Origin of the sequence: Shewanella sp. 1CM18E (assembly GCF_023161665.1) — a bacterium.
Taxonomy (GTDB): domain Bacteria; phylum Pseudomonadota; class Gammaproteobacteria; order Enterobacterales; family Shewanellaceae; genus Shewanella.
Genome location: NZ_JALNTW010000025.1, coordinates 26,837 through 47,883 on the forward strand (window position 1 = coordinate 26,837; position 21,047 = coordinate 47,883).

At 44.6% G+C, this 21,047-nt stretch carries 15 protein-coding genes and 3 tRNA genes; 1 reads left to right on the forward strand and 17 read right to left on the reverse strand.

Annotated features, from left to right (window positions below; all coding sequences use genetic code 11):
- Positions 1–81: 81 nt before the first annotated feature.
- The 15 genes from fusA to MSG37_RS20645 form a co-directional block, all read right to left on the reverse strand.
- Positions 82–2,178 (reverse strand): elongation factor G, encoded by a 2,097-nt coding sequence (gene fusA, locus MSG37_RS20575; RefSeq protein WP_248472597.1) that lies wholly within the window; start codon positions 2,176–2,178, stop codon positions 82–84.
- Between the two features lie 74 nt (positions 2,179–2,252).
- Positions 2,253–2,723 (reverse strand): 30S ribosomal protein S7, encoded by a 471-nt coding sequence (rpsG, locus tag MSG37_RS20580; protein ID WP_202723806.1) that lies wholly within the window; start codon positions 2,721–2,723, stop codon positions 2,253–2,255.
- 80 nt (positions 2,724–2,803) lie between these two features.
- On the reverse strand, positions 2,804–3,178 hold the full coding sequence (gene rpsL / locus MSG37_RS20585; protein ID WP_012153454.1) for a 30S ribosomal protein S12: 375 nt from the start codon (positions 3,176–3,178) through the stop codon (positions 2,804–2,806).
- A 189-nt stretch (positions 3,179–3,367) separates the two neighbouring features.
- Positions 3,368–7,582, reverse strand: a complete 4,215-nt coding sequence (gene rpoC / locus MSG37_RS20590) for a DNA-directed RNA polymerase subunit beta' (protein WP_248472599.1) — start codon at positions 7,580–7,582, stop codon at positions 3,368–3,370.
- An 84-nt stretch (positions 7,583–7,666) separates the two neighbouring features.
- Complete coding sequence (rpoB, locus tag MSG37_RS20595; RefSeq protein ID WP_248472601.1) at positions 7,667–11,698, reverse strand: DNA-directed RNA polymerase subunit beta; 4,032 nt, start codon at positions 11,696–11,698, stop codon at positions 7,667–7,669.
- A gap of 239 nt (positions 11,699–11,937) precedes the next feature.
- Positions 11,938–12,303 carry a 50S ribosomal protein L7/L12 gene (gene rplL / locus MSG37_RS20600; RefSeq protein ID WP_248472603.1) on the reverse strand — a complete coding sequence of 122 codons (366 nt, stop codon included), beginning with the start codon at positions 12,301–12,303 and terminating at the stop codon, positions 11,938–11,940.
- A gap of 53 nt (positions 12,304–12,356) precedes the next feature.
- On the reverse strand, positions 12,357–12,854 hold the full coding sequence (rplJ, locus tag MSG37_RS20605) for a 50S ribosomal protein L10 (protein WP_248472604.1): 498 nt from the start codon (positions 12,852–12,854) through the stop codon (positions 12,357–12,359).
- A gap of 269 nt (positions 12,855–13,123) precedes the next feature.
- Positions 13,124–13,825 carry a 50S ribosomal protein L1 gene (gene rplA, locus MSG37_RS20610; protein ID WP_248472606.1) on the reverse strand — a complete coding sequence of 234 codons (702 nt, stop codon included), beginning with the start codon at positions 13,823–13,825 and terminating at the stop codon, positions 13,124–13,126.
- Positions 13,826–13,829: 4 nt separating this feature from the next.
- On the reverse strand, positions 13,830–14,258 hold the full coding sequence (gene rplK / locus MSG37_RS20615) for a 50S ribosomal protein L11 (protein WP_012153448.1): 429 nt from the start codon (positions 14,256–14,258) through the stop codon (positions 13,830–13,832).
- 127 nt (positions 14,259–14,385) lie between these two features.
- The gene (gene nusG, locus MSG37_RS20620; protein ID WP_248472608.1) at positions 14,386–14,937 is read right to left on the reverse strand and encodes a transcription termination/antitermination protein NusG; all 552 of its coding nucleotides are present in this window, start codon (positions 14,935–14,937) and stop codon (positions 14,386–14,388) included.
- Positions 14,938–14,946: 9 nt separating this feature from the next.
- On the reverse strand, positions 14,947–15,318 hold the full coding sequence (secE, locus tag MSG37_RS20625; protein WP_028767985.1) for a preprotein translocase subunit SecE: 372 nt from the start codon (positions 15,316–15,318) through the stop codon (positions 14,947–14,949).
- 290 nt (positions 15,319–15,608) lie between these two features.
- Entirely contained in the window at positions 15,609–16,793 is a 1,185-nt protein-coding gene (gene tuf, locus MSG37_RS20630) for an elongation factor Tu (RefSeq protein ID WP_248472595.1), read from the reverse strand.
- A 197-nt stretch (positions 16,794–16,990) separates the two neighbouring features.
- Positions 16,991–17,064, reverse strand: a tRNA-Gly gene (locus tag MSG37_RS20635).
- A 35-nt stretch (positions 17,065–17,099) separates the two neighbouring features.
- A tRNA-Tyr gene (locus MSG37_RS20640) sits at positions 17,100–17,184 on the reverse strand.
- A gap of 7 nt (positions 17,185–17,191) precedes the next feature.
- Positions 17,192–17,267, reverse strand: a tRNA-Thr gene (locus MSG37_RS20645).
- A gap of 234 nt (positions 17,268–17,501) precedes the next feature.
- Here MSG37_RS20645 and coaA point away from each other — a divergent pair.
- Entirely contained in the window at positions 17,502–18,452 is a 951-nt protein-coding gene (gene coaA, locus MSG37_RS20650; RefSeq protein ID WP_248472610.1) for a type I pantothenate kinase, read from the forward strand.
- Positions 18,453–18,481: 29 nt separating this feature from the next.
- On the opposite strand, the gene birA is transcribed toward coaA, so the two are convergent.
- Both birA and murB read right to left on the reverse strand, forming a co-directional pair.
- Positions 18,482–19,444: a bifunctional biotin--[acetyl-CoA-carboxylase] ligase/biotin operon repressor BirA gene (gene birA / locus MSG37_RS20655; RefSeq protein WP_248472611.1), complete on the reverse strand. Its 963-nt coding sequence runs from the start codon at positions 19,442–19,444 to the stop codon at positions 18,482–18,484.
- Position 19,445: 1 nt separating this feature from the next.
- Positions 19,446–20,471, reverse strand: coding sequence for a UDP-N-acetylmuramate dehydrogenase (gene murB, locus MSG37_RS20660; RefSeq protein ID WP_248472612.1), 1,026 nt, complete (start codon positions 20,469–20,471; stop codon positions 19,446–19,448).
- Positions 20,472–21,047 lie beyond the last annotated feature (576 nt).

The window sequence follows — 21,047 nt, forward strand, 5'->3', positions numbered from 1 at the left end:
TATATTCCTTTCTTTTCAGAAAATGCTCGGCTTAAAACCGAGCAATAGCAATTAAGTATATCAATAATAGAGTGAGACAGCTTAGCCTCTAGCCTCGATTATTGCTTTAGTAACATTTTGCGGTGCATCAGCGTACTTCAAAAACTCCATTGAGTATGAAGCACGACCCTGACTTGCAGAGCGCAAATCGGTCGCATAACCGAACATTTCAGATAAAGGCACTGTTGCATGCACAAGTTTTACACCTGCGATACCATCATCCATACCTTCGATAAGGCCACGACGACGGTTTAAGTCTCCAACTACATCACCCATATAATCTTCAGGCGTTGTAACTTCAACTTTCATGCAAGGCTCAAGTAAGGCAGGGTCTGCTTCAAGCGCACCCTTTTTAAAGCCCATTGAACCAGCGACTTTAAAGGCCATCTCGTTCGAGTCCACATCATGATATGAACCATCGTACAGAGTAACCTTTACGTCGAGAACAGGGAAACCAGCTAATACGCCGCTCTTCATCTGCTCTTGAATACCTTTATCAACTGCAGGGATGTATTCCTTTGGAACCACACCACCAACAATTTCGTTGACAAATTCGTAGCCAAAACCTTCTTCTTGAGGCTCTAGCTTCAACCAAACGTGACCGAATTGTCCTCGTCCACCTGATTGACGTACGAACTTACCTTCAACTTCCACAGTTTTGCGGATAGTTTCACGATATGCAACTTGAGGTTTACCTACATTACACTCAACACCAAATTCGCGACGCATACGGTCTACGATGATGTCTAAGTGTAGCTCACCCATACCAGAGATCAGTGTTTGACCTGATTCTTCATCAGATTCAACACGGAATGATGGATCTTCAGCTGCAAGCTTTTGCAACGCGATCCCCATTTTATCTTGGTCTGCCTTCGTTCTTGGCTCAACAGCAATAGTAATAACTGGCTCAGGGAATTCCATACGCTCAAGAATTACTTTGTGGTCTGCATCGCACAATGTATCGCCAGTCGTCACGTCTTTAAGACCAATAGCAGCAGCGATGTCGCCAGCGCGTACTTCTTTAATCTCTTGACGATCGTTAGCGTGCATTTGCACCATACGACCAATACGCTCACGCTTTTGCTTAACAGAGTTATATACGCCAGCACCTGTTTCCAATACGCCTGAATAAACACGCATAAAGGTTAAAGTACCTACGAATGGGTCTGTTGCAATCTTAAACGCTAATGCTGAAAACGGTGCGTTATCGTCAGCTTGACGCGACGTTTCTTCATCATTTTCATCGATGCCCTTAATTGCAGGGACTTCGACTGGCGATGGTAGGAAATCTACCACGGCATCTAGAACCGCTTGTACACCCTTGTTCTTGAATGCAGAACCACAGGTTGCCAATACGATTTCATTGTTTAAGGTACGTTGACGCAGTGCCTTTTTGATCTCTTCTTCTGAAAGTTCCCCATCTTCTAGGTACTTTTCCATCAGCTCTTCTGTCGCTTCAGCGGCACTTTCAACTAAGTATTCACGCATTTCTGCGGCTTTGTCAGCTAAGTGCTCTGGAATCGCTTCATAAGTGAAAGTCATACCTTGGTCTTCTTCAGACCAGTTAATGGCTTTCATTTTGATCAAATCGATCACACCGTTGAAATCTTCTTCTGCACCAATATTCATTTGAATAGGCACACAAGTCGCACCAAGGCGATTACGGATCTGGTCGACTACTCTGTCAAAGTTTGCACCTGCGCGGTCCATCTTGTTGACGAACACTAGGCGCGGTACATGATACTTATCAGCTTGTCGCCAAACGGTCTCAGATTGAGGTTCTACCCCTGATGAGCCACAAAAAACAACGACTGCACCATCAAGTACACGCAAAGAACGTTCAACTTCAATAGTGAAGTCAACGTGGCCTGGAGTATCGATGATGTTAATGCGGTGCTCAGTGAACTGCGCATCCATTCCGCGCCAGAAAGTAGTCGTTGCGGCTGAGGTGATGGTAATACCACGTTCCTGCTCTTGCTCCATCCAGTCCATGGTAGCAGCGCCATCATGAACTTCACCGATCTTATGAGATAAGCCAGTGTAGAAAAGAACACGTTCAGTTGTAGTGGTTTTACCAGCGTCAACATGAGCACAAATACCGATATTACGGTAGCGCTCAATTGGAGTTGTACGAGCCACGATTTATACCCTCTTAGCTAAATCTGAGTGTTAGCAATGCAAGTAAGGCGTGGGACATAGCCCACGCCAAGATATTACCAGCGGTAATGAGCAAACGCTTTGTTTGCTTCTGCCATACGATGCACGTCTTCGCGCTTCTTAACAGCAGTACCTTTGTTTTCAGATGCGTCTAACATTTCACCTGCTAGACGTAGAGCCATAGATTTTTCACCACGCTTACGTGCAGCTTCAACCAACCAGCGCATCGCTAGTGCGTTACGACGCACTGGACGAACTTCACATGGTACCTGGTAAGTAGAACCACCAACACGACGAGATTTAACCTCGACTGATGGACGTACGTTGTCCAGGGCTGCTTCAAGGATTACTAGTTGATCTTCGCCTTTCTTTTCAGCTGCAGTATCTAGTGCCTTGTAAATAATTTTTTCAGCAGTCGACTTTTTGCCGTCCTGCATAATGACGTTGATGAACTTAGCCAGCAACTCACTGTTGAACTTTGGATCTGGTAGGATTTTACGTTGTCCTACAACGCGACGTCTTGGCATAACAATTTCTCCGTATGCTTCAGGGACCCCAAAACTGGAATCTCAATTATATCTAGCTTGGCCTTACTTAACGGAAAACGTTAAGACTTAGGACGCTTAGCACCGTACTTAGAACGACCTTGACGACGTTCGCTAACGCCAGCACAGTCTAATGCGCCGCGTACAGTGTGGTAACGCACACCCGGTAAGTCTTTTACACGACCGCCACGGATTAGAATTACGCTGTGTTCCTGCAGGTTGTGGCCTTCACCGCCGATGTACGAAGTTACTTCGAAACCGTTAGTTAGACGCACACGAGCTACTTTACGTAGTGCAGAGTTAGGTTTTTTTGGTGTAGTGGTATATACGCGAGTACAAACACCACGCTTTTGTGGACACGCAGCTAGCGCAGGTACGTTAGTCTTATCGACTTTCGGTGCGCGAGGCTTACGTACCAACTGGTTTACAGTTGCCATGTATAGCTCCGAATCAGTTGACTAAATCAACAGTAAGGTGTGAAAAATCTATATCCCACAGGTGTGGGACGCGAAATTTTAGAAGTGTATGGAGTTTCTGTCAAGAAATAGACAACTTTTAACCGATTTAAAGTAAAAAAAAGGCGCTAAAAGCGCCTTTTTTACAATCTATTTACTTTTCAGCATCGATTAATCGTTGCTACCAGCAAGATTTAGTAGATCTGCAAGGTTCTGCTCAGCTTCGCTTGCGCTAATCACTGGTGCTTCTTCAGCAGCAGGTTTAACTGCAGCTTCAGCACGTTTCTGGTGGTATGAGTAACCTGTACCAGCAGGGATTAGACGACCAACAATTACGTTCTCTTTCAAGCCACGTAACTTATCGCTCTTACCACCAACAGCTGCTTCAGTAAGAACACGAGTGGTCTCCTGGAACGATGCTGCAGAGATGAACGATTCAGTCGCTAGAGACGCCTTAGTAATACCAAGAAGCTCACGCTCGAATGTTGCAGGCTGCTTACCTTGTGCTTCTAGTTCGCGGTTAGCGATCTTCACACGAGATACTTCAGCTTGTTCACCCGGTAGGAATTCACTGTCACCAGCGTCTACGATCTCACACTTACGCAGCATCTGGCGAATAATCACCTCAATGTGCTTATCGTTGATCTTAACGCCCTGTAGACGGTAAACGTCCTGTACTTCATTCACGATGTAGTTAGCCACATTGTGGATACCACGTAGACGTAGAATGTCGTGTGCTGCTTCTGGACCATCAGCAATAACTTCACCGCGTTCAACTTTTTCACCTTCGAACACGTTTAGGTTACGCCACTTAGGAATCATCTCTTCGTACTGCTCACCGCCATCAGCTGGGGTGATCACTAGACGACGCTTACCTTTGGTTTCTTTACCGAACGAGATAGTACCCGATACTTCAGCAAGAATTGCAGGCTCTTTTGGCTTACGCGCTTCGAACAAGTCAGCTACGCGTGGTAGACCACCGGTAATATCGCGAGTCTTAGAAGATTCTTGAGGAATACGTGCTAACGCGTCACCAACGTTAATTGGTGCGTTATCGTCAAGATTCACAATCGCGTGACCTGGCAAGAAGTATTGCGCAGGAACTTCAGTACCTGGGATCATCAAGTCGCCACCATCAGCAGCAACAAGACGGATCATAGGACGCATCTCTTTACCAGCTGTTGGACGTTGACCAACTTCAAGTACTACGATTGAAGATAGACCCGTTAGTTCGTCAGTTTGACGTGTCATAGTGACACCTTCAATCATATCTACGAACTTAATACTACCCGCTACCTCAGAGATAATTGGGTGAGTATGCGGATCCCACTTAGCGATAATCTCGCCAGCAGCGACGCCGTCGTCTTCCAACTTATCTAGTACTGTACCGTAAGGAACCTTATAACGCTCTTTCTCACGACCTAGCTCATCAATGATAGCTAGCTCAGAAGAACGAGAAACGATTACAAGCTTACCGTTAGTATTAGTTACAAACTTAGCGTTATGTAACTTCAGAGTACCTGAGTTCTTAACTTGAACGTTGTTCTCTGCAGAAGCTCGAGACGCCGCACCACCGATGTGGAATGTACGCATCGTAAGCTGTGTACCAGGCTCACCAATAGACTGAGCGGCAACAACACCAATCGCTTCACCTTGGTTAATGATATGACCACGAGCCAAATCACGACCGTAACAAGCAGCACACACACCGAAGTCTGTATCACAGCTAATTACTGAGCGAACAATCATTTCGTCGATAGAGTTGTCTTCAACAACGTCACACCAGCTTTCATCAAGCAGCGTATTACGCGGGATCAGAACTTCTTCTGTACCAGGCTTGAATACGTCTTGTGCAACAACACGACCAAGAACACGTTCACGTAACGGCTCAACTACATCACCACCTTCAATAAGCGGTTTCATAGTTAGACCTTCGTAAGTGCCACAGTCGTCTTCAATAACAACTAAATCTTGCGCAACGTCTACTAGACGACGAGTCAGGTAACCAGAGTTAGCTGTCTTCAATGCCGTATCCGCAAGACCCTTACGCGCACCGTGAGTAGAAATAAAGTACTGAGATACGTTTAGACCTTCACGGAAGTTAGCCACAATTGGGGTTTCGATGATTGAGCCATCTGGCTTAGCCATCAGACCACGCATACCGGCCAACTGACGAATCTGTGCAGCACTACCACGAGCGCCTGAGTCGGCCATCATGTAGATGCTGTTGAACGATTCTTGTTGTTCCTCTTCGCCATCACGGTTAATCACTGTCTCTTTAGACAGGTTTTCCATCATCGCTTTAGAAACTTTTTCGTTCGCGCTTGCCCAGATATCGATTACTTTGTTGTAACGCTCACCGGCTGTTACTAGACCAGATTGGAACTGCTCTTGAATTTCAAGAACTTCCGCTTCAGCATCCGCTACTAGCGTGTACTTAAGATCTGGAATAACCATATCGTCGATACCTACAGAGGCACCCGAGATAGTTGCAAAGTGGAAACCTGTGTACATCAATTGGTCAGCAAAGATAACAGTATCTTTAAGACCTAGTTGACGGTAACAAGTGTTCAATAGCTTAGAGATCTGCTTCTTACCCATGTTTTGGTTAACCAAATCATAAGAAAGACCTTTAGGCAGGATCTGTGAAAGCAATGCACGACCAACGGTTGTATCAACAACGCGACGTGTCTTAACTTTTTCGCCAGCTTCGTTCGTCGTTGTTTCCGTAATACGTACTTTAACGCGAGCGTGTAGCTCAGCAACACCTGTGCGGTAAGCTTTTTCTGCTTCAGCCACATCAGAGAATGCCATGCCTTCACCCTTGCCGTTGATACGCTCACGGCTAGTGTAGTAAAGACCCAATACAACGTCCTGAGATGGTGTAATCACCGGCTCACCGTTTGCAGGTGAAAGGATGTTGTTGGTAGACATCATTAGAGAACGTGCTTCTAACTGCGCTTCAAGCGTTAGTGGCACGTGAACAGCCATTTGGTCACCGTCGAAGTCGGCGTTGTATGCCGCACAAACCAATGGGTGAAGCTGAATCGCTTTACCTTCGATTAGTACTGGCTCAAATGCCTGGATACCTAGTCTGTGCAGTGTTGGTGCACGGTTAAGCATCACTGGGTGTTCGCGGATCACGTCATCTAGTACGTCCCAAACTTCAGGTACTTCGCGCTCAACCATCTTCTTAGCAGCTTTGATAGTTGTAGCTAAGCCACGACCTTCTAGCTTGCCATAGATGAATGGCTTGAATAGCTCAAGTGCCATCTTCTTAGGAAGACCACACTGGTGTAGACGTAAAGTAGGACCTACGGTAATTACCGAACGACCAGAATAGTCAACACGCTTACCTAGCAAGTTCTGACGGAAACGGCCTTGCTTACCTTTGATCATATCGGCCAAAGATTTAAGCGGACGCTTGTTAGAACCTGTAATAGCACGACCACGACGACCGTTATCTAATAGCGCATCAACAGACTCTTGCAACATACGCTTTTCGTTGCGCACGATGATATCTGGAGCAGCTAGGTCTAACAGACGCTTTAGACGGTTGTTACGGTTGATTACACGACGGTAAAGGTCGTTCAAATCAGACGTAGCAAAACGTCCGCCATCTAGTGGAACTAGAGGACGTAGATCTGGTGGCAGAACCGGTAGCACTTTAAGGATCATCCACTCAGGCTTGTTACCTGAAGTGAAAAATGCCTCAATAAGCTTAAGACGCTTAGTGATCTTCTTACGACGAGTCTCAGAATTGATTGATGGCAATTCTTCGCGCATCATTTCAATTTCTTTCTCAAGATCGATAGCACGTAGCAATTCTAGAACTGCTTCAGCACCCATCTTAGCTTCGAATTCATCACCGTACTCTTCCAATGCATCCAGATAGTTTTCTTCTGTTAGCATTTGGCCGCGTTCAAGACTGGTCATGCCAGGCTCGATTACCACGAAAGATTCGAAGTAAAGTACACGTTCGATATCACGAAGAGTCATGTCTAGCATCAAACCGATACGAGACGGAAGTGACTTCAAGAACCAAATGTGTGCAACTGGGCTAGCAAGATCGATGTGACCCATACGCTCACGACGTACTTTAGTCTGTGTAACTTCAACGCCACACTTTTCACAGATCACACCACGGTGCTTAAGACGCTTATACTTACCGCATAAACATTCGTAATCTTTTACTGGACCAAAAATACGCGCACAGAACAAACCTTCACGCTCAGGCTTGAATGTACGGTAGTTAATGGTTTCTGGCTTCTTAACTTCACCAAAAGACCAAGAGCGGATTAGATCTGGCGACGCTAGGCCGATCTTAATACCTTCAAATTCTTCAGTCTTGCTTTGCTGTTTCAGAAACTTTAATAAGTCTTTCACGTTTCTCTCCTGAAGGAGTTAAACCGGGTGCCCTGCAAAATGCAGAGCACCAATTTCTTTTGCCATAGAGGCAGTAACCAAGTGTTACTGTTGATCCAACTCGATGTTAATACCGAGTGAGCGGATCTCTTTCAACAATACGTTGAACGATTCAGGCATACCTGGTTGCATCTGATGGTTACCGTCGACGATGTTCTTATACATCTGAGTACGACCGTTCACATCGTCCGACTTAACGGTTAGCATTTCTTGAAGTGTATATGCTGCACCGTAAGCTTCAAGTGCCCATACTTCCATCTCACCGAAACGCTGACCACCGAACTGTGCTTTACCACCTAATGGTTGCTGAGTAACAAGACTGTACGAACCGGTAGAACGGGCGTGCATCTTATCATCAACCAAGTGGTTAAGTTTTAGCATATACATGTAACCAACGGTTACCTTACGCTCAAACTCATTACCAGTACGACCATCACACAGAGTCAACTGACCTGATTGTGGTAGACCTGCAAGCTCAAGCATCTGCTTGATTTCTTTCTCTTTGGCACCATCAAACGCAGGTGTTGCAATTGGCACACCGCCTTTTAGGTTTTTAGCAAGACGCAAGATCTCATCATCAGTAAATGTATCGATGTCAACGCGCTGCTGCACTTCGTCACCTAAGTCATAAACTTGCTTGATGTATCCGCGAAGTTCTGCCAATTCGCGCTGCTCTTCTAGCATTTCAGTAATACGATTACCGATGCCTTTCGCTGCAGCCCCCATATGAACTTCAAGTACCTGACCGATGTTCATACGTGAAGGTACACCTAGTGGGTTCAATACGATGTCCACTGGATCGCCTTTTTCGTCGTATGGCATGTCTTCAACAGGACAAATCTTAGAGATTACACCCTTGTTACCATGACGACCCGCCATCTTATCACCAGGCTGGATAGTACGCTTAACCGCTAGGTAAACCTTAACGATCTTCAGTACACCAGGTGCTAAGTCATCACCTTGAGTGATCTTGCGGCGCTTGATTTCGAACTTCTTATCGAAATCGGCTTTTAGCTCTTCCGCTTGCTCAGCTAGTTGTTCTAGCTCAGTTTGCTTCGCTTCATCATCGATGGTTTGAACCAACAATTGTGAGCGAGGAATAGCGTTAAGTTGGGCTTCATCGAAACCAGCACCTAGTAATAGGTTGCGAGCACGACCAAGAACACCATCTTCAAGAATTTGGAACTCTTCAGTCAAATCCTTCTTCGCCTGAGCGATGTGCATCTCTTCGATTTCTACAGCACGCTTGTCTTTCTCAACGCCGTCACGAGTAAATACTTGTACGTCGATGATAGTACCTTTAACAGAGTTAGGTACGCGTAGTGAGCTATCTTTAACGTCAGATGCTTTTTCGCCGAAGATCGCACGTAGAAGCTTTTCTTCTGGAGTCAGCTGAGTTTCACCTTTAGGTGTTACTTTACCAACTAGGATGTCACCACCCTTAACTTCTGCACCGATATAAACGATACCTGATTCATCTAGCTTAGAAAGCGCAGACTCACCAACGTTTGGAATATCAGCTGTGATCTCTTCGCTACCCAACTTAGTATCACGAGCAATACATGAAAGCTCTTGAATATGGATAGTTGTGAAACGGTCTTCTTGAGCTACACGCTCAGAGATTAAGATCGAGTCTTCGAAGTTGTAACCGTTCCAAGGCATGAACGCGATACGCATGTTCTGACCAAGAGCCAAATCACCTAAGTCGGTAGATGGACCATCGGCTAGTACGTCACCACGAACAACTGGATCGCCTACGCTACAACATGGACGTTGGTTAATACATGTGTTCTGGTTAGAACGCGTGTATTTAGTCAAGTTGTAGATATCGATACCCGCTTCACCAGGAGTCAATTCAGATTCGTTAACTTTAACAACGATACGGCTCGCATCAACGTAGTCAACATAACCACCACGTTTAGCAGCTACAACCACGCCTGAGTCAACAGCAAGTGTACGCTCAATACCTGTACCAACTAATGGCTTATCAGCCTTCAGTGTTGGAACAGCCTGACGTTGCATGTTCGCACCCATCAATGCACGGTTCGCGTCATCGTGTTCTAGGAACGGAATTAGCGATGCCGCAACAGAAATAATCTGTTGTGGTGAAACGTCCATATACTGGATGTCAGCAGCACCCATAAAGGTTGAATCACCTTTATGACGACAAGCAATTAGCTCGTCCATCATGCGACCGTTTTCATCTAGCTCAACGATTGCCTGTGCAATAACATAACGGCCTTCTTCGATTGCTGATAGGTAATCTACCTCATCAGTAACCACACCATCGATAACCTTACGGTAAGGTGTTTCTAGGAAACCATAGTTGTTAGTACGAGCAAAGGTTGACAACGAGTTGATCAAACCAATGTTTGGACCTTCAGGCGTTTCGATTGGACATAGACGACCGTAGTGAGTCGGGTGTACGTCTCGAACTTCGAAACCAGCACGTTCACGTGTTAGACCACCAGGACCTAGAGCAGAAATACGACGCTTATGCGTTACTTCTGACAATGGGTTGTTTTGGTCCATGAACTGTGAAAGCTGTGAAGAGCCAAAGAATTCTTTAACAGCTGCAGAGATTGGCTTAGCATTGATCAAGTCTTGAGGCATTAGCTCATTTAGATCGCCAAGGCTTAAACGCTCACGTACGGCACGTTCTACACGAACTAGACCAACACGGAACTGGTTTTCAGCCATTTCACCAACACTACGGATACGACGGTTACCTAGGTGATCGATATCATCCACTTCGTCCAAACCATTACGGATGGCGATAATGTTCTTCATCACGGCAACGATATCTTCTTTAGTTAAGATACCCGTACCTTCATCGTCATCAATGCTTAGACGACGGTTGAACTTCATACGACCTACTTTAGATAGATCATAACGTTCTTCGCTGAAGAATAGGTTGTTGAATAGTGCTTCTGCTGCATCTTTGGTTGGTGGCTCGCCTGGGCGCATCATACGGTAGATTTCAACTAGCGCTTCAAGGCGGTTAGTTGTTGAATCGATACGTAGTGTGTCAGAGATATAAGCACCGTTATCAAGCTCGTTGATATACAGAGTGCTGATTTCTTTGATACCAGCCATAGATAGCTTAGCAAGATCTTCAAGACTGATTTCAGCATTAGCAGAAACCAATACTTCGCCTGTATCTGGATCAATGTAGTCTTGACCAGAAATCTTACCAGCGATGTATTCAACTGGCACTTCAAGCTCAGTTGTATTTGTCTTTTCAAGTTGACGAATGTGACGTGCAGTAATGCGACGACCTTTCTCAACAAGAACAGTACCTTCAGCGTCTTTAATATCATAGCTTGCTGTTTCGCCACGTAGACGGTCAGCAACAAGATCCATTACTAGTGAATCTTTCTTGATCTTAAAGTTTACGCGATCGAAGAACAGGTCAAGAATATCTTGAGTAGAATAATCTAAAGCGCGCAGAATGATCGATGCCGCCAACTTACGACGACGGTCAATACGAACAAACAGAGCATCTTTCGGATCGAATTCAAAGTCCAACCAAGAACCACGGTAAGGAATAATACGTGCGTTATATAGCACCTTACCTGAAGAGTGGGTTTTACCACGGTCATGATCAAAGAATACGCCCGGGCTACGGTGTAGCTGAGATACGATTACACGCTCAGTACCATTGATTACAAAGGTACCGTTTTCAGTCATAAGAGGGATATCCCCCATATAGACTTCTTGTTCTTTAATGTCTTTTACTGTGCCAGGTGCAGCTTCACGGTCATACAGAACCATACGCAGTTTAACGCGTAGAGGTGCAGAGTATGTAACACCGCGGATTTGACACTCTTTCACATCAAAAACTGGCTCGCCTAGTTTGTAGCTGACATATTGAAGCTCAGAGTTACCAGAAAAGCTCTTGATGGGAAAAACGCTACGGAAGGCAGCTTCGAAGCCACGCTCACCTGTAGGATCTTGATCGGTGAACTTCTTAAAAGAGTCCAACTGGATTGACAAAAGGTAAGGAATATCCAAAACACGTGGACGTTTACCAAAGTCTTTGCGAATACGCTTCTTTTCAGAATAGGAGTAAACCATGGGTTTCCTCTGATTGCGAGATGTGACCAAGACTGAATCAACCTAAATGTTGAAACAGCGCGTTTGCCCATCACCGTTGAAAGCAAGAACCCAACCAGTAATCTCTGCTAGGAACTGCGAAATCTGGCGATAAACGGTGAAAAAAAAATCGCCTGCGCTTACAGCGCAAAAAAGGCCGACGGTTAAAAAACCGCCAGCCTCCGCCCGATTACTCGGGAGGTTGTAAGTTAGAGTATAACTTACTTGATCTCTACTGCAGCACCAGCTGCTTCAAGTTCAGTTTTAAGAGCTTCAGCTTCTTCTTTAGAGATAGCTTCTTTAACTGCTACTGGAGCAGATTCAGCCATGCCTTTAGCTTCTTTCAGGCCTAGACCTGTAGCGCCACGAAGAGCTTTAATTACTGCAACTTTGTTGTCGCCGTGAGAAGTAAGAATTACGTCGAATTCTGTTTTCTCTTCAGCAGCAGCAGCATCGCCACCACCTGAAACAACAGCAGCAGCAGCAGAAACGCCGAACTTCTCTTCCATTGCTTCGATTAGTTCAACAACTTCCATTACAGACATAGCTGCAAGGGCTTCTAAGATTTGGTCTTTAGTGATAGACATAACAAAAAATTCCTAATTGTACTGAATTCAATTTAATTAAGCGGCTTGTAAAATTAAGCAGCTTCTTTCTGATCGCGTAGAGCGGCCAATGTACGAACGAACTTGCCAGCAGATGCTTCTTTTAAAGTCATCATGAACTGAGCTAGTGCTTCTTCGTAAGTTGGTAGTTTTGCTAAACGATCAATGTTATCTGCAGGGATTAATTCCCCTTCAAAGGCTGCTGCTTTGATTTCAAACTTCTCTTGTGTTTTAGCGAAGTCTTTAAGAAGACGCGCTGCTGCACCTGGGTGCTCATTAGAGAATGCAATCAAAGTAGGACCAGTGAACGTATCGCTTAGGCACTCAAAATCAGTACCAGCTACAGCGCGTTTAACTAGAGTGTTACGTACAACTTTAACGTACACACCAGCTTCACGAGCTGCTTTACGAAGACCGGTCATATTAGCTACAGTTACACCGCGTGAATCGGCAACAACTGCAGATAAAGCACCTTTGGCAGCTTCGTTGACTTCAGCAACAATCGCTTTTTTGTCTTCGAGTCTTAATGCCATTGGCTTTACTCCTGGATTCGATCTAGGGAAATTTCCCTAGCAATTACCATGCTAAGCATCAATTGATACCTAGCGACTTACGGCGCGAATATATCCAGCAGAATAAAATCTATCTGGGGTCCGACACCGTCTACGCAGGAAATTAAGTTAACTACTTGAGCCAACACCTACGGTCTTGGACGGAGGCTAATAATCAATCTAAAAGATTAAATAACAGCCCCAACCCTACAAAGTGCGCGCATTATAGACTAATGCGCGAAACTTGTAAATTACTTAACGTCGTCCAGAGAACCCTGGTCAACTGAAACACCTGCACCCATAGTGGTAGAGATGCTTACTTTCTTAATGAAAACGCCTTTAGCAGCAGCTGGCTTAGCTTTCTTAAGCGCGCCAATTAGTGCTTCTAAGTTTTCTTTAAGTTGAGCTGGTTCAAAGTCCACTTTACCGATAGTAGTGTGGATGATACCGTTCTTATCGTTACGGTAACGGATTTGACCCGCTTTAGCGTTCTTAACTGCTTCAGCAACGTTTGGCGTTACAGTACCAGTTTTTGGGTTAGGCATTAGACCACGTGGGCCTAAGATTTGACCTAACATACCAACAACGCGCATTGCATCTGGAGATGCGATAACTACGTCGAAGTTCATTTCGCCAGCTTTGATCTGTGCAGCAAGCTCGTCCATACCAACAAGCTCAGCGCCAGCTTCTTTAGCAGCGTCAGCGTTAGCACCTTGAGTGAACACAGCAACACGTACTTCACGACCAGTACCGTGTGGTAGCACAGTAGCGCCACGAACGTTTTGGTCAGATTTACGTGGGTCAACACCTAGGTTAACAGCAACGTCAACACTTTCTAGGAACTTAGCAGTAGCTAGTTCTTTAAGAAGTGCAACAGCTTCATTGATGTCGTAGCTTTTAGTCGCTTCAACTTTCTCGCGAATTAGACGAGCGCGTTTAGTTAGCTTTGCCATTATATTAGTCCTCTACTACCAAACCCATTGAACGCGCAGTACCTTCAATTGAGCGAGTCATCGCTTCAATATCAGCACCAGTCATATCAGCGGCTTTAGTCTCAGCAATTTCCTGGACAGCGCTACGCTTGATAGTTCCCACTTTTTCAGTGTTAGGACGGCCAGAACCTGACTTCAGACCAGCTGCTTTAAGCAGTAGGAAAGACGCAGGTGGAGTCTTAGTTTCGAAAGTGAAAGAGCGATCAGAGTAAACAGTGATAACTACAGGAATTGGCATACCTTTCTCGAACTTTTCAGTACGAGCGTTGAATGCTTTACAGAATTCCATGATGTTAACACCTTTCTGACCCAATGCTGGACCAACTGGTGGCGACGGGTTTGCAGCACCGGCTGCAACTTGTAGTTTGATGTAACCATCAACTTTCTTTGCCATGAGACATTTTCCTCAAGTTTGGGTTCAAACGCTATCAACACTATGTTGAAAAGCTCCCCGAAAAATATGGGTGCGAATTATATATAAATTCGCACCCATTTCCAAATACTATTTGTGCTTTATTTAATCAGCTTTTTTCAATCTGACTAAAATCAAGTTCTACTGGTGTTGAACGACCGAAGATCATCACAGAAACCTTAACGCGGTTCTTCTCATAATCCACTTCTTCAACAGTACCGTTAAAGTCAGCAAAAGGTCCGTCAGTAACACGTACAACTTCACCTGGCTCAAACATAACGCGGTGCGTTGGAGACTCAGTAGTTTCTTGTAGACGCTGAAGAATTGCATCAGCTTCTTTATCAGAAATCGGGGCAGGACGATCAGACGTACCACCGATGAAGCCCATTACACGTGGAATGCTTTTAACCAAGTGCCAGCTTTCATCATTCATTTCCATCTGAACTAATACATAGCCAGGGAAAAACTTACGTTCGCTCTTACGACGTTGGCCTGCACGCATTTCAACAACTTCCTCAGTCGGTACTAGTACCTCACCGAAGTAATGTTCCATTTCGTGCATTCTGATATGTTCAAGCAGAGTTTTGCATACACGGCCTTCATAGCCGGAAAACGCTTGAATTACATACCATCTCTTTTTAGCTTCAGTAGCTTCAGTCATACTTAATGCCTATACGCCTGTAATAAAATTAACAATTCTAAGCAATACTGCATCTAGGCCCCAAAGGATTAAACCTAAAACGGCTGTTGCAGCTAATACAATGAAAGTTGTATTGAGTGCTTCTTGACGCGTAGGCCAAACCACTTTACGAACTTCAATCTGTGATTCACGAGCAAAAGTTAAAGCTTGCTTGCCTTTTTCTGTTTGCAACGCGATGAAACCAGCGATAGCAAAAGTCACGACTACACTCAGAGCGCGAACCACAACATTTGCTTCATTAAAATATTGATTGCCAATAATTGCAGCAGCCAACAAGATTACGACTAGGCCCCACTTAACGATATCCAGAGAGTTACCCTGGCTTTCAGTATTTGTTGTCATCGGTTAATTCCGTTACTCACTACGATCTGAGTCAAGTGATGCTATTAAAAACAGCATTTTGCTCAGTGAAAAATTCAGTCAGACTCGCTATCCGAACTGGCGACCGCTCAATATACTTAGGTAAAGTATAATCAACGACTCAAAAATCGGTCATAGATTGTATTCTTATTCCACTTATTTGGCAAGAATACATAGCTCAGCTTCACTAACAAATTCAACCTAAATGCAATAAAAACAAAAAAGGCAGCCTAAGCTGCCTTTTTCAGTATCGAGTTAAGACTCGTTGCTAATTAAGCAACGATCTCAGCTACAACACCAGCACCAACTGTACGGCCACCTTCACGGATTGCGAAGCGTAAACCTTCGTCCATCGCGATTGGGCAGATTAGAGTAACAGTCATAGCTACGTTGTCACCAGGCATTACCATTTCAACGCCTTCTGGCAATTCGATAGTACCGGTTACGTCAGTTGTACGGAAGTAGAACTGTGGACGGTAGCCTTTGAAGAATGGAGTGTGACGTCCACCTTCTTCTTTAGACAGAACGTAGATTTCTGACTTGAAAGTAGTGTGTGGAGTGATTGAACCTGGAGCAGCTAGTACTTGACCACGTTCTACTTCTTCACGCTTGATACCACGTAGAAGAACACCACAGTTCTCGCCAGCACGACCTTCGTCTAGAAGCTTACGGAACATTTCAACACCAGTACAAGTAGACTTAGTTGTATCTTTGATACCAACGATTTCTACTTCTTCACCTACTTTGATGATACCGCGCTCTACACGACCAGTAACAACAGTACCACGACCAGCGATAGAGAATACGTCTTCGATTGGTAGAATGAATGCACCATCGATAGCACGCTCTGGCTCAGGGATGTAAGTGTCTAGAGCTTCAGCTAGTTCTAGGATCTTAGCTTCCCACTCTGGCTCGCCTTCAAGAGCTTTAAGAGCAGAACCCTGGATAACTGGTAGGTCATCACCTGGGAAGTCGTACTCAGATAGAAGTTCACGAACTTCCATTTCTACTAGTTCTAGAAGTTCTTCGTCATCTACCATGTCACACTTGTTCATGAATACGATGATGAATGGTACACCAACCTGACGTGAAAGCAGGATGTGCTCACGTGTTTGTGGCATTGGACCATCTGTAGAAGCTACTACTAGGATAGCGCCGTCCATCTGTGCAGCACCAGTGATCATGTTTTTAACATAATCCGCGTGACCTGGACAGTCTACGTGTGCGTAGTGACGTGATGGAGTATCGTATTCGATGTGAGAAGTATTAATTGTAATACCGCGCTCACGCTCTTCTGGAGCGTTATCGATCTGTGCGAAATCACGTACAGTACCACCGAAACTCTTGGTCAATACAGCAGAGATAGCAGCAGTTAGAGTAGTTTTACCATGGTCAACGTGACCAATGGTGCCCACGTTAACATGTGGTTTTACGCGTTCAAATTTTTCTTTAGCCATGGTATTGCCCCAATCCAAAGTATTTGGTGATGAAACTGCATATAGCAAAAAATCCGATGCATAAAATATGTCATCGAATCAGTTAGTAAGATAATTAGATTGGCGAGAAGCAGGCTGGAGCTGATAGGTAGTCTTAAACTGGAAAAAGCACTCGAGACCGAGTGCTTTCTACTGATTAAGTATTATCAGCAAGATTTTGGAGCGGATGGCGGGAATCGAACCCGCGTTATCAGCTTGGAAGGCTGGAGTAATACCATTATACGACATCCGCGGAACCTACTTCAGGTTACCTAACTACCTAGAATATGGTGGAGGGAGAAGGATTCGAACCTTCGAAGGCTGAGCCGTCAGATTTACAGTCTGATCCCTTTGGCCACTCGGGAACCCCTCCAGAGAAATGGTGCCGGCACCAAGAGTCGAACTCGGGACCTACTGATTACAAGTCAGTTGCTCTACCAACTGAGCTATGCCGGCGTGTCATTTCGGTAGCGGATATTATGGAAATGTGCGCATAAGTGCAATAGCAAAAGTGAAAATTTATTAAAAAAAGCCGTTAAATGGCGTTTTTTTATGCTTAACAGCCTTTTTGAGTATACTTTTAAGGCTTTCAAGATGAATTAGCACTGAAAGCAAGCTGCCTACTTCTTATTGCAGTTGTTCATAATAATTTCATAGTGTAATGTGCTCTCCTGAACGGAGAACTTCGCAATGTCCCAATCCAACCAAATTCACAACGCGCTTTATCTGGCATTTCAACGCTTACAGTGGGCGAGCCTAAGAGAATCTGTACCATTAACTCTAAGCGAAACAGATCTAGCTGATTTGCGTGGCATAAACGAAAAAATATCCCTGTCAGAAGTGACCGACATATACTTGCCTCTTAGCCGACTACTCAATCTTAACGTCGGCGCCAAACAACAGCGCGGCCTGGCATTAAATGAATTCCTTGGGCATGTCCCACCTAAACGACCGTACATCATCAGTATTGCTGGTAGTGTTGCTGTAGGTAAAAGTACCACTGCACGTATTTTGCAAGCATTGTTAAGCCACTGGCCAGAACACCCGAAAGTCGACCTGATCACTACAGATGGCTTTTTATACCCTTTAGCAGAACTTAAGCGTCGTGGTTTATTACAGCGTAAAGGTTTTCCAGAAAGCTACGACATGAAAGCCCTAGTTGAATTTATCTCGGCAATTAAAGCTGGCGAGTCAGAAGTCAGTGCGCCGATATACTCGCATATTACCTATGACAGGATCCCTGATGAACAACAATGGGTACGCCAACCAGATATTTTGATTATTGAAGGTTTAAATGTATTGCAAACAGGGCAAGATTTACCAGTTGATACTCAACGCCCTTTCGTTTCAGATTTTGTCGATTTTTCTATTTATGTGGATGCCAACGAAAATCTTTTGAAACAATGGTATATAGATAGATTTTTACAATTTAGAACCGGCGCTTTCAGCGATGAGAACTCATACTTTCATCATTATTCTAAGTTTAATGATCAAGAAGCGACAGCAACGGCAGCCAATATTTGGGACACGATTAACGGACCCAATTTAACCTTAAATATTTTGCCTACTCGAGAAAGAGCCCATCTAATTCTACAAAAAGGACCTGACCACATGATGGATCAAGTCCTATTGCGTAAATGATCTTATCAGAGCAATAAACTCAAATGAGATTAGTCAGCTTTACGTAGGCTAATCTCACCACCAATAAAGCTCTGCACACCAGCATCTGTTTCCAGCAATATGGCGCCTTGGTCATCAATGCCTCTACAGATCCCATGCACTTCATCCTGGCCCATAAGTAATTTTACCGCTTGCCCTTCAAATAAATCAGCAGCGGCCCAACGCCCAGTAAATGCTGTTAAGCCGGAACCTTGAAACAGAGTAAGATCTTGATGTAACTGCTTTTGCAATAAAACCAGTAACTCAGTTTTATCCGGCATAGTTTGCTGACCGGTTAAATCGCTCCAGGGTTGGTCAATTTGTGCAGCGTGTTGCTCACCCATCGCCATATTCAAACCAATGCCAATAACTAGATTGCACTCGCTGTCTGTTTGGCCGTTCATTTCAATCAGTACCCCGGCAAGCTTTTTGCTTTCAAGATAGATATCATTAGGCCATTTAACACCAACCTCTTTAACACCAAGCTTTTCAAGCACTGTCACAATCGAACAGGCAACGACTAAGCTCAAGCCCATTGCTTGTGCCATACCTTGGGGGAATTGCCAATACATAGAAAAATACAGATGGCAGCCATAAGGCGACACCCATACGCGCCCACGACGACCCCGCCCCGCTGATTGGTATTCAGCGACACAGATATCGCCAGAAACCAAGTCTTCAGCGTGTTTTAAGATAAAAGCATTAGTACTCGGGATTTCATCGAAATAAAAACAACGGCTGCTAATCTGCTGCTTTAATTCAGCTTCGTTGACTAGAGAAATAGGTCCATTTAAACGATAGCCCTTGCCCTTTACGCTATATATATCCACACCATATTCTTCTAAACCAGAAATGTGATTACTAACTGCAGTACGAGAAACACCAAGCTGAGTTGCTAGCGCCTCGCCAGATACGAATGTGCCAGTCGCTAATTCAGTAAGAATTTCGCGTTTACGGATCCATTGCTCAGCCATGTTATAAACTCCTTTCGCCTGTTGCTGTTATCATTCTGGGTTCAGCTTCTAATCTAATGCCAAATTTACTTTCTATTTTACTTACAATAGATTTCGCCAGCGCCAAAACATCATCACTAGTGGCATTGTCTTTATTAATCAATACTAATGCCTGTTCAGTATGTATCGCAGCACCGCCGATTTGATAACCTTTTAAGCCAGCTTTATCAATTAACCAACCTGCTGCTACTTTTGTTTGTTCCTCAATATGAGGATAACCAACCATATCTGGATAAGTAGACACTAAAGATTCATACTGCTTAGTATCAATCAATGGATTTTTAAAGAAACTACCGGCATTACCATACTGTGCAGGATCAGGTAGCTTGGCTCGGCGCGTTTCACATATACAATCAAATACTTGCTTTGCTGTCACATGCTTTGCATCAAACTCTCTAAGAGGCCCATAACCTAGCTGTGGTAACCACACTTTCGGTAGCTTAAAGCCGACCCGAGTAATGACAGCTTTACCCAGTAAATCATTCTTAAATACCGAGTCTCTATAACCAAATTCGCATTCATCGGTACTTAAGCGTTTTAACTGGCCATTACCCAAATCTGCATATTCTACCCAATCACAAAAGCGATTTAGCTCAACGCCATATGCACCTATATTCTGGATGGGCGCAGCTCCAACAGTCCCAGGTATCAACGCCATGTTTTCTAATCCAGAAAACCCTTGGTCTAGGCAAAAACAAACCAAATCATGCCAATTTTCACCAGCAGCTGCCGTGAGGTAGTGGTAACTGTCGTCCTCGACAATATCAATACCCTTGGTTTCAACTAGCACCACAGTGCCCAAAAAGTCTTCACACAAAACAATATTACTACCGCCACCTAAGATCAGCATAGGTAACTGTGCTTGATAGAGTTTGCAACAGGTATCAATCAGCGCATCTATTGTGTTGGCTCGAACCAATTGCTGACAACCTCGGGCTAATCCGAACGTATTGAAGTCTTTAAGAGAGTAAAGTGGACTGCTTGGCATTTGAATATCGGTTAGAGGAAAAAATCTATTGTAGCCTAAAGAAGTAGATCGCAGAAGCATAGAGCATGTTCGATGTAGCAGCGTGATTAAACAATCGAAGAAAAGCGAACACGAAGTAGACTACAGTGAGCGGTGACCATCTAGAAGTTGCTGAAAAAATTAAGCTTAACAATGTGGGTTACGTCTAAAATATGAGCAACCAAAGAAATTGCAGACACGAAAAAGCCCTGCTATTGCTAGCAGGGCTTATCGTAATGTTGGCGAAGCGGACTTATTCTTATCAGGAGACGAACCCGCGGCCCCCCGGGCGTGACAGGCCACTTTCTTTTTAAAAGAGTCTAAAAGCTCCATGGATGGAGCGAATGCCGAAGATTGTCTGGAACAATCTCGGTCCAACTGAACTATCGCTTCTTTAGTAAACTGCTTGCGTATTTCGCTTTAATTTTTCTTTGAAATACGCATACGAAAAAGCCCTGCTATTGCTAGCAGGGCTTATCGAAATGTTGGCGGAGCGGACGGGACTCGAACCCGCGACCCCCGGCGTGACAGGCCGGTATTCTAACCAACTGAACTACC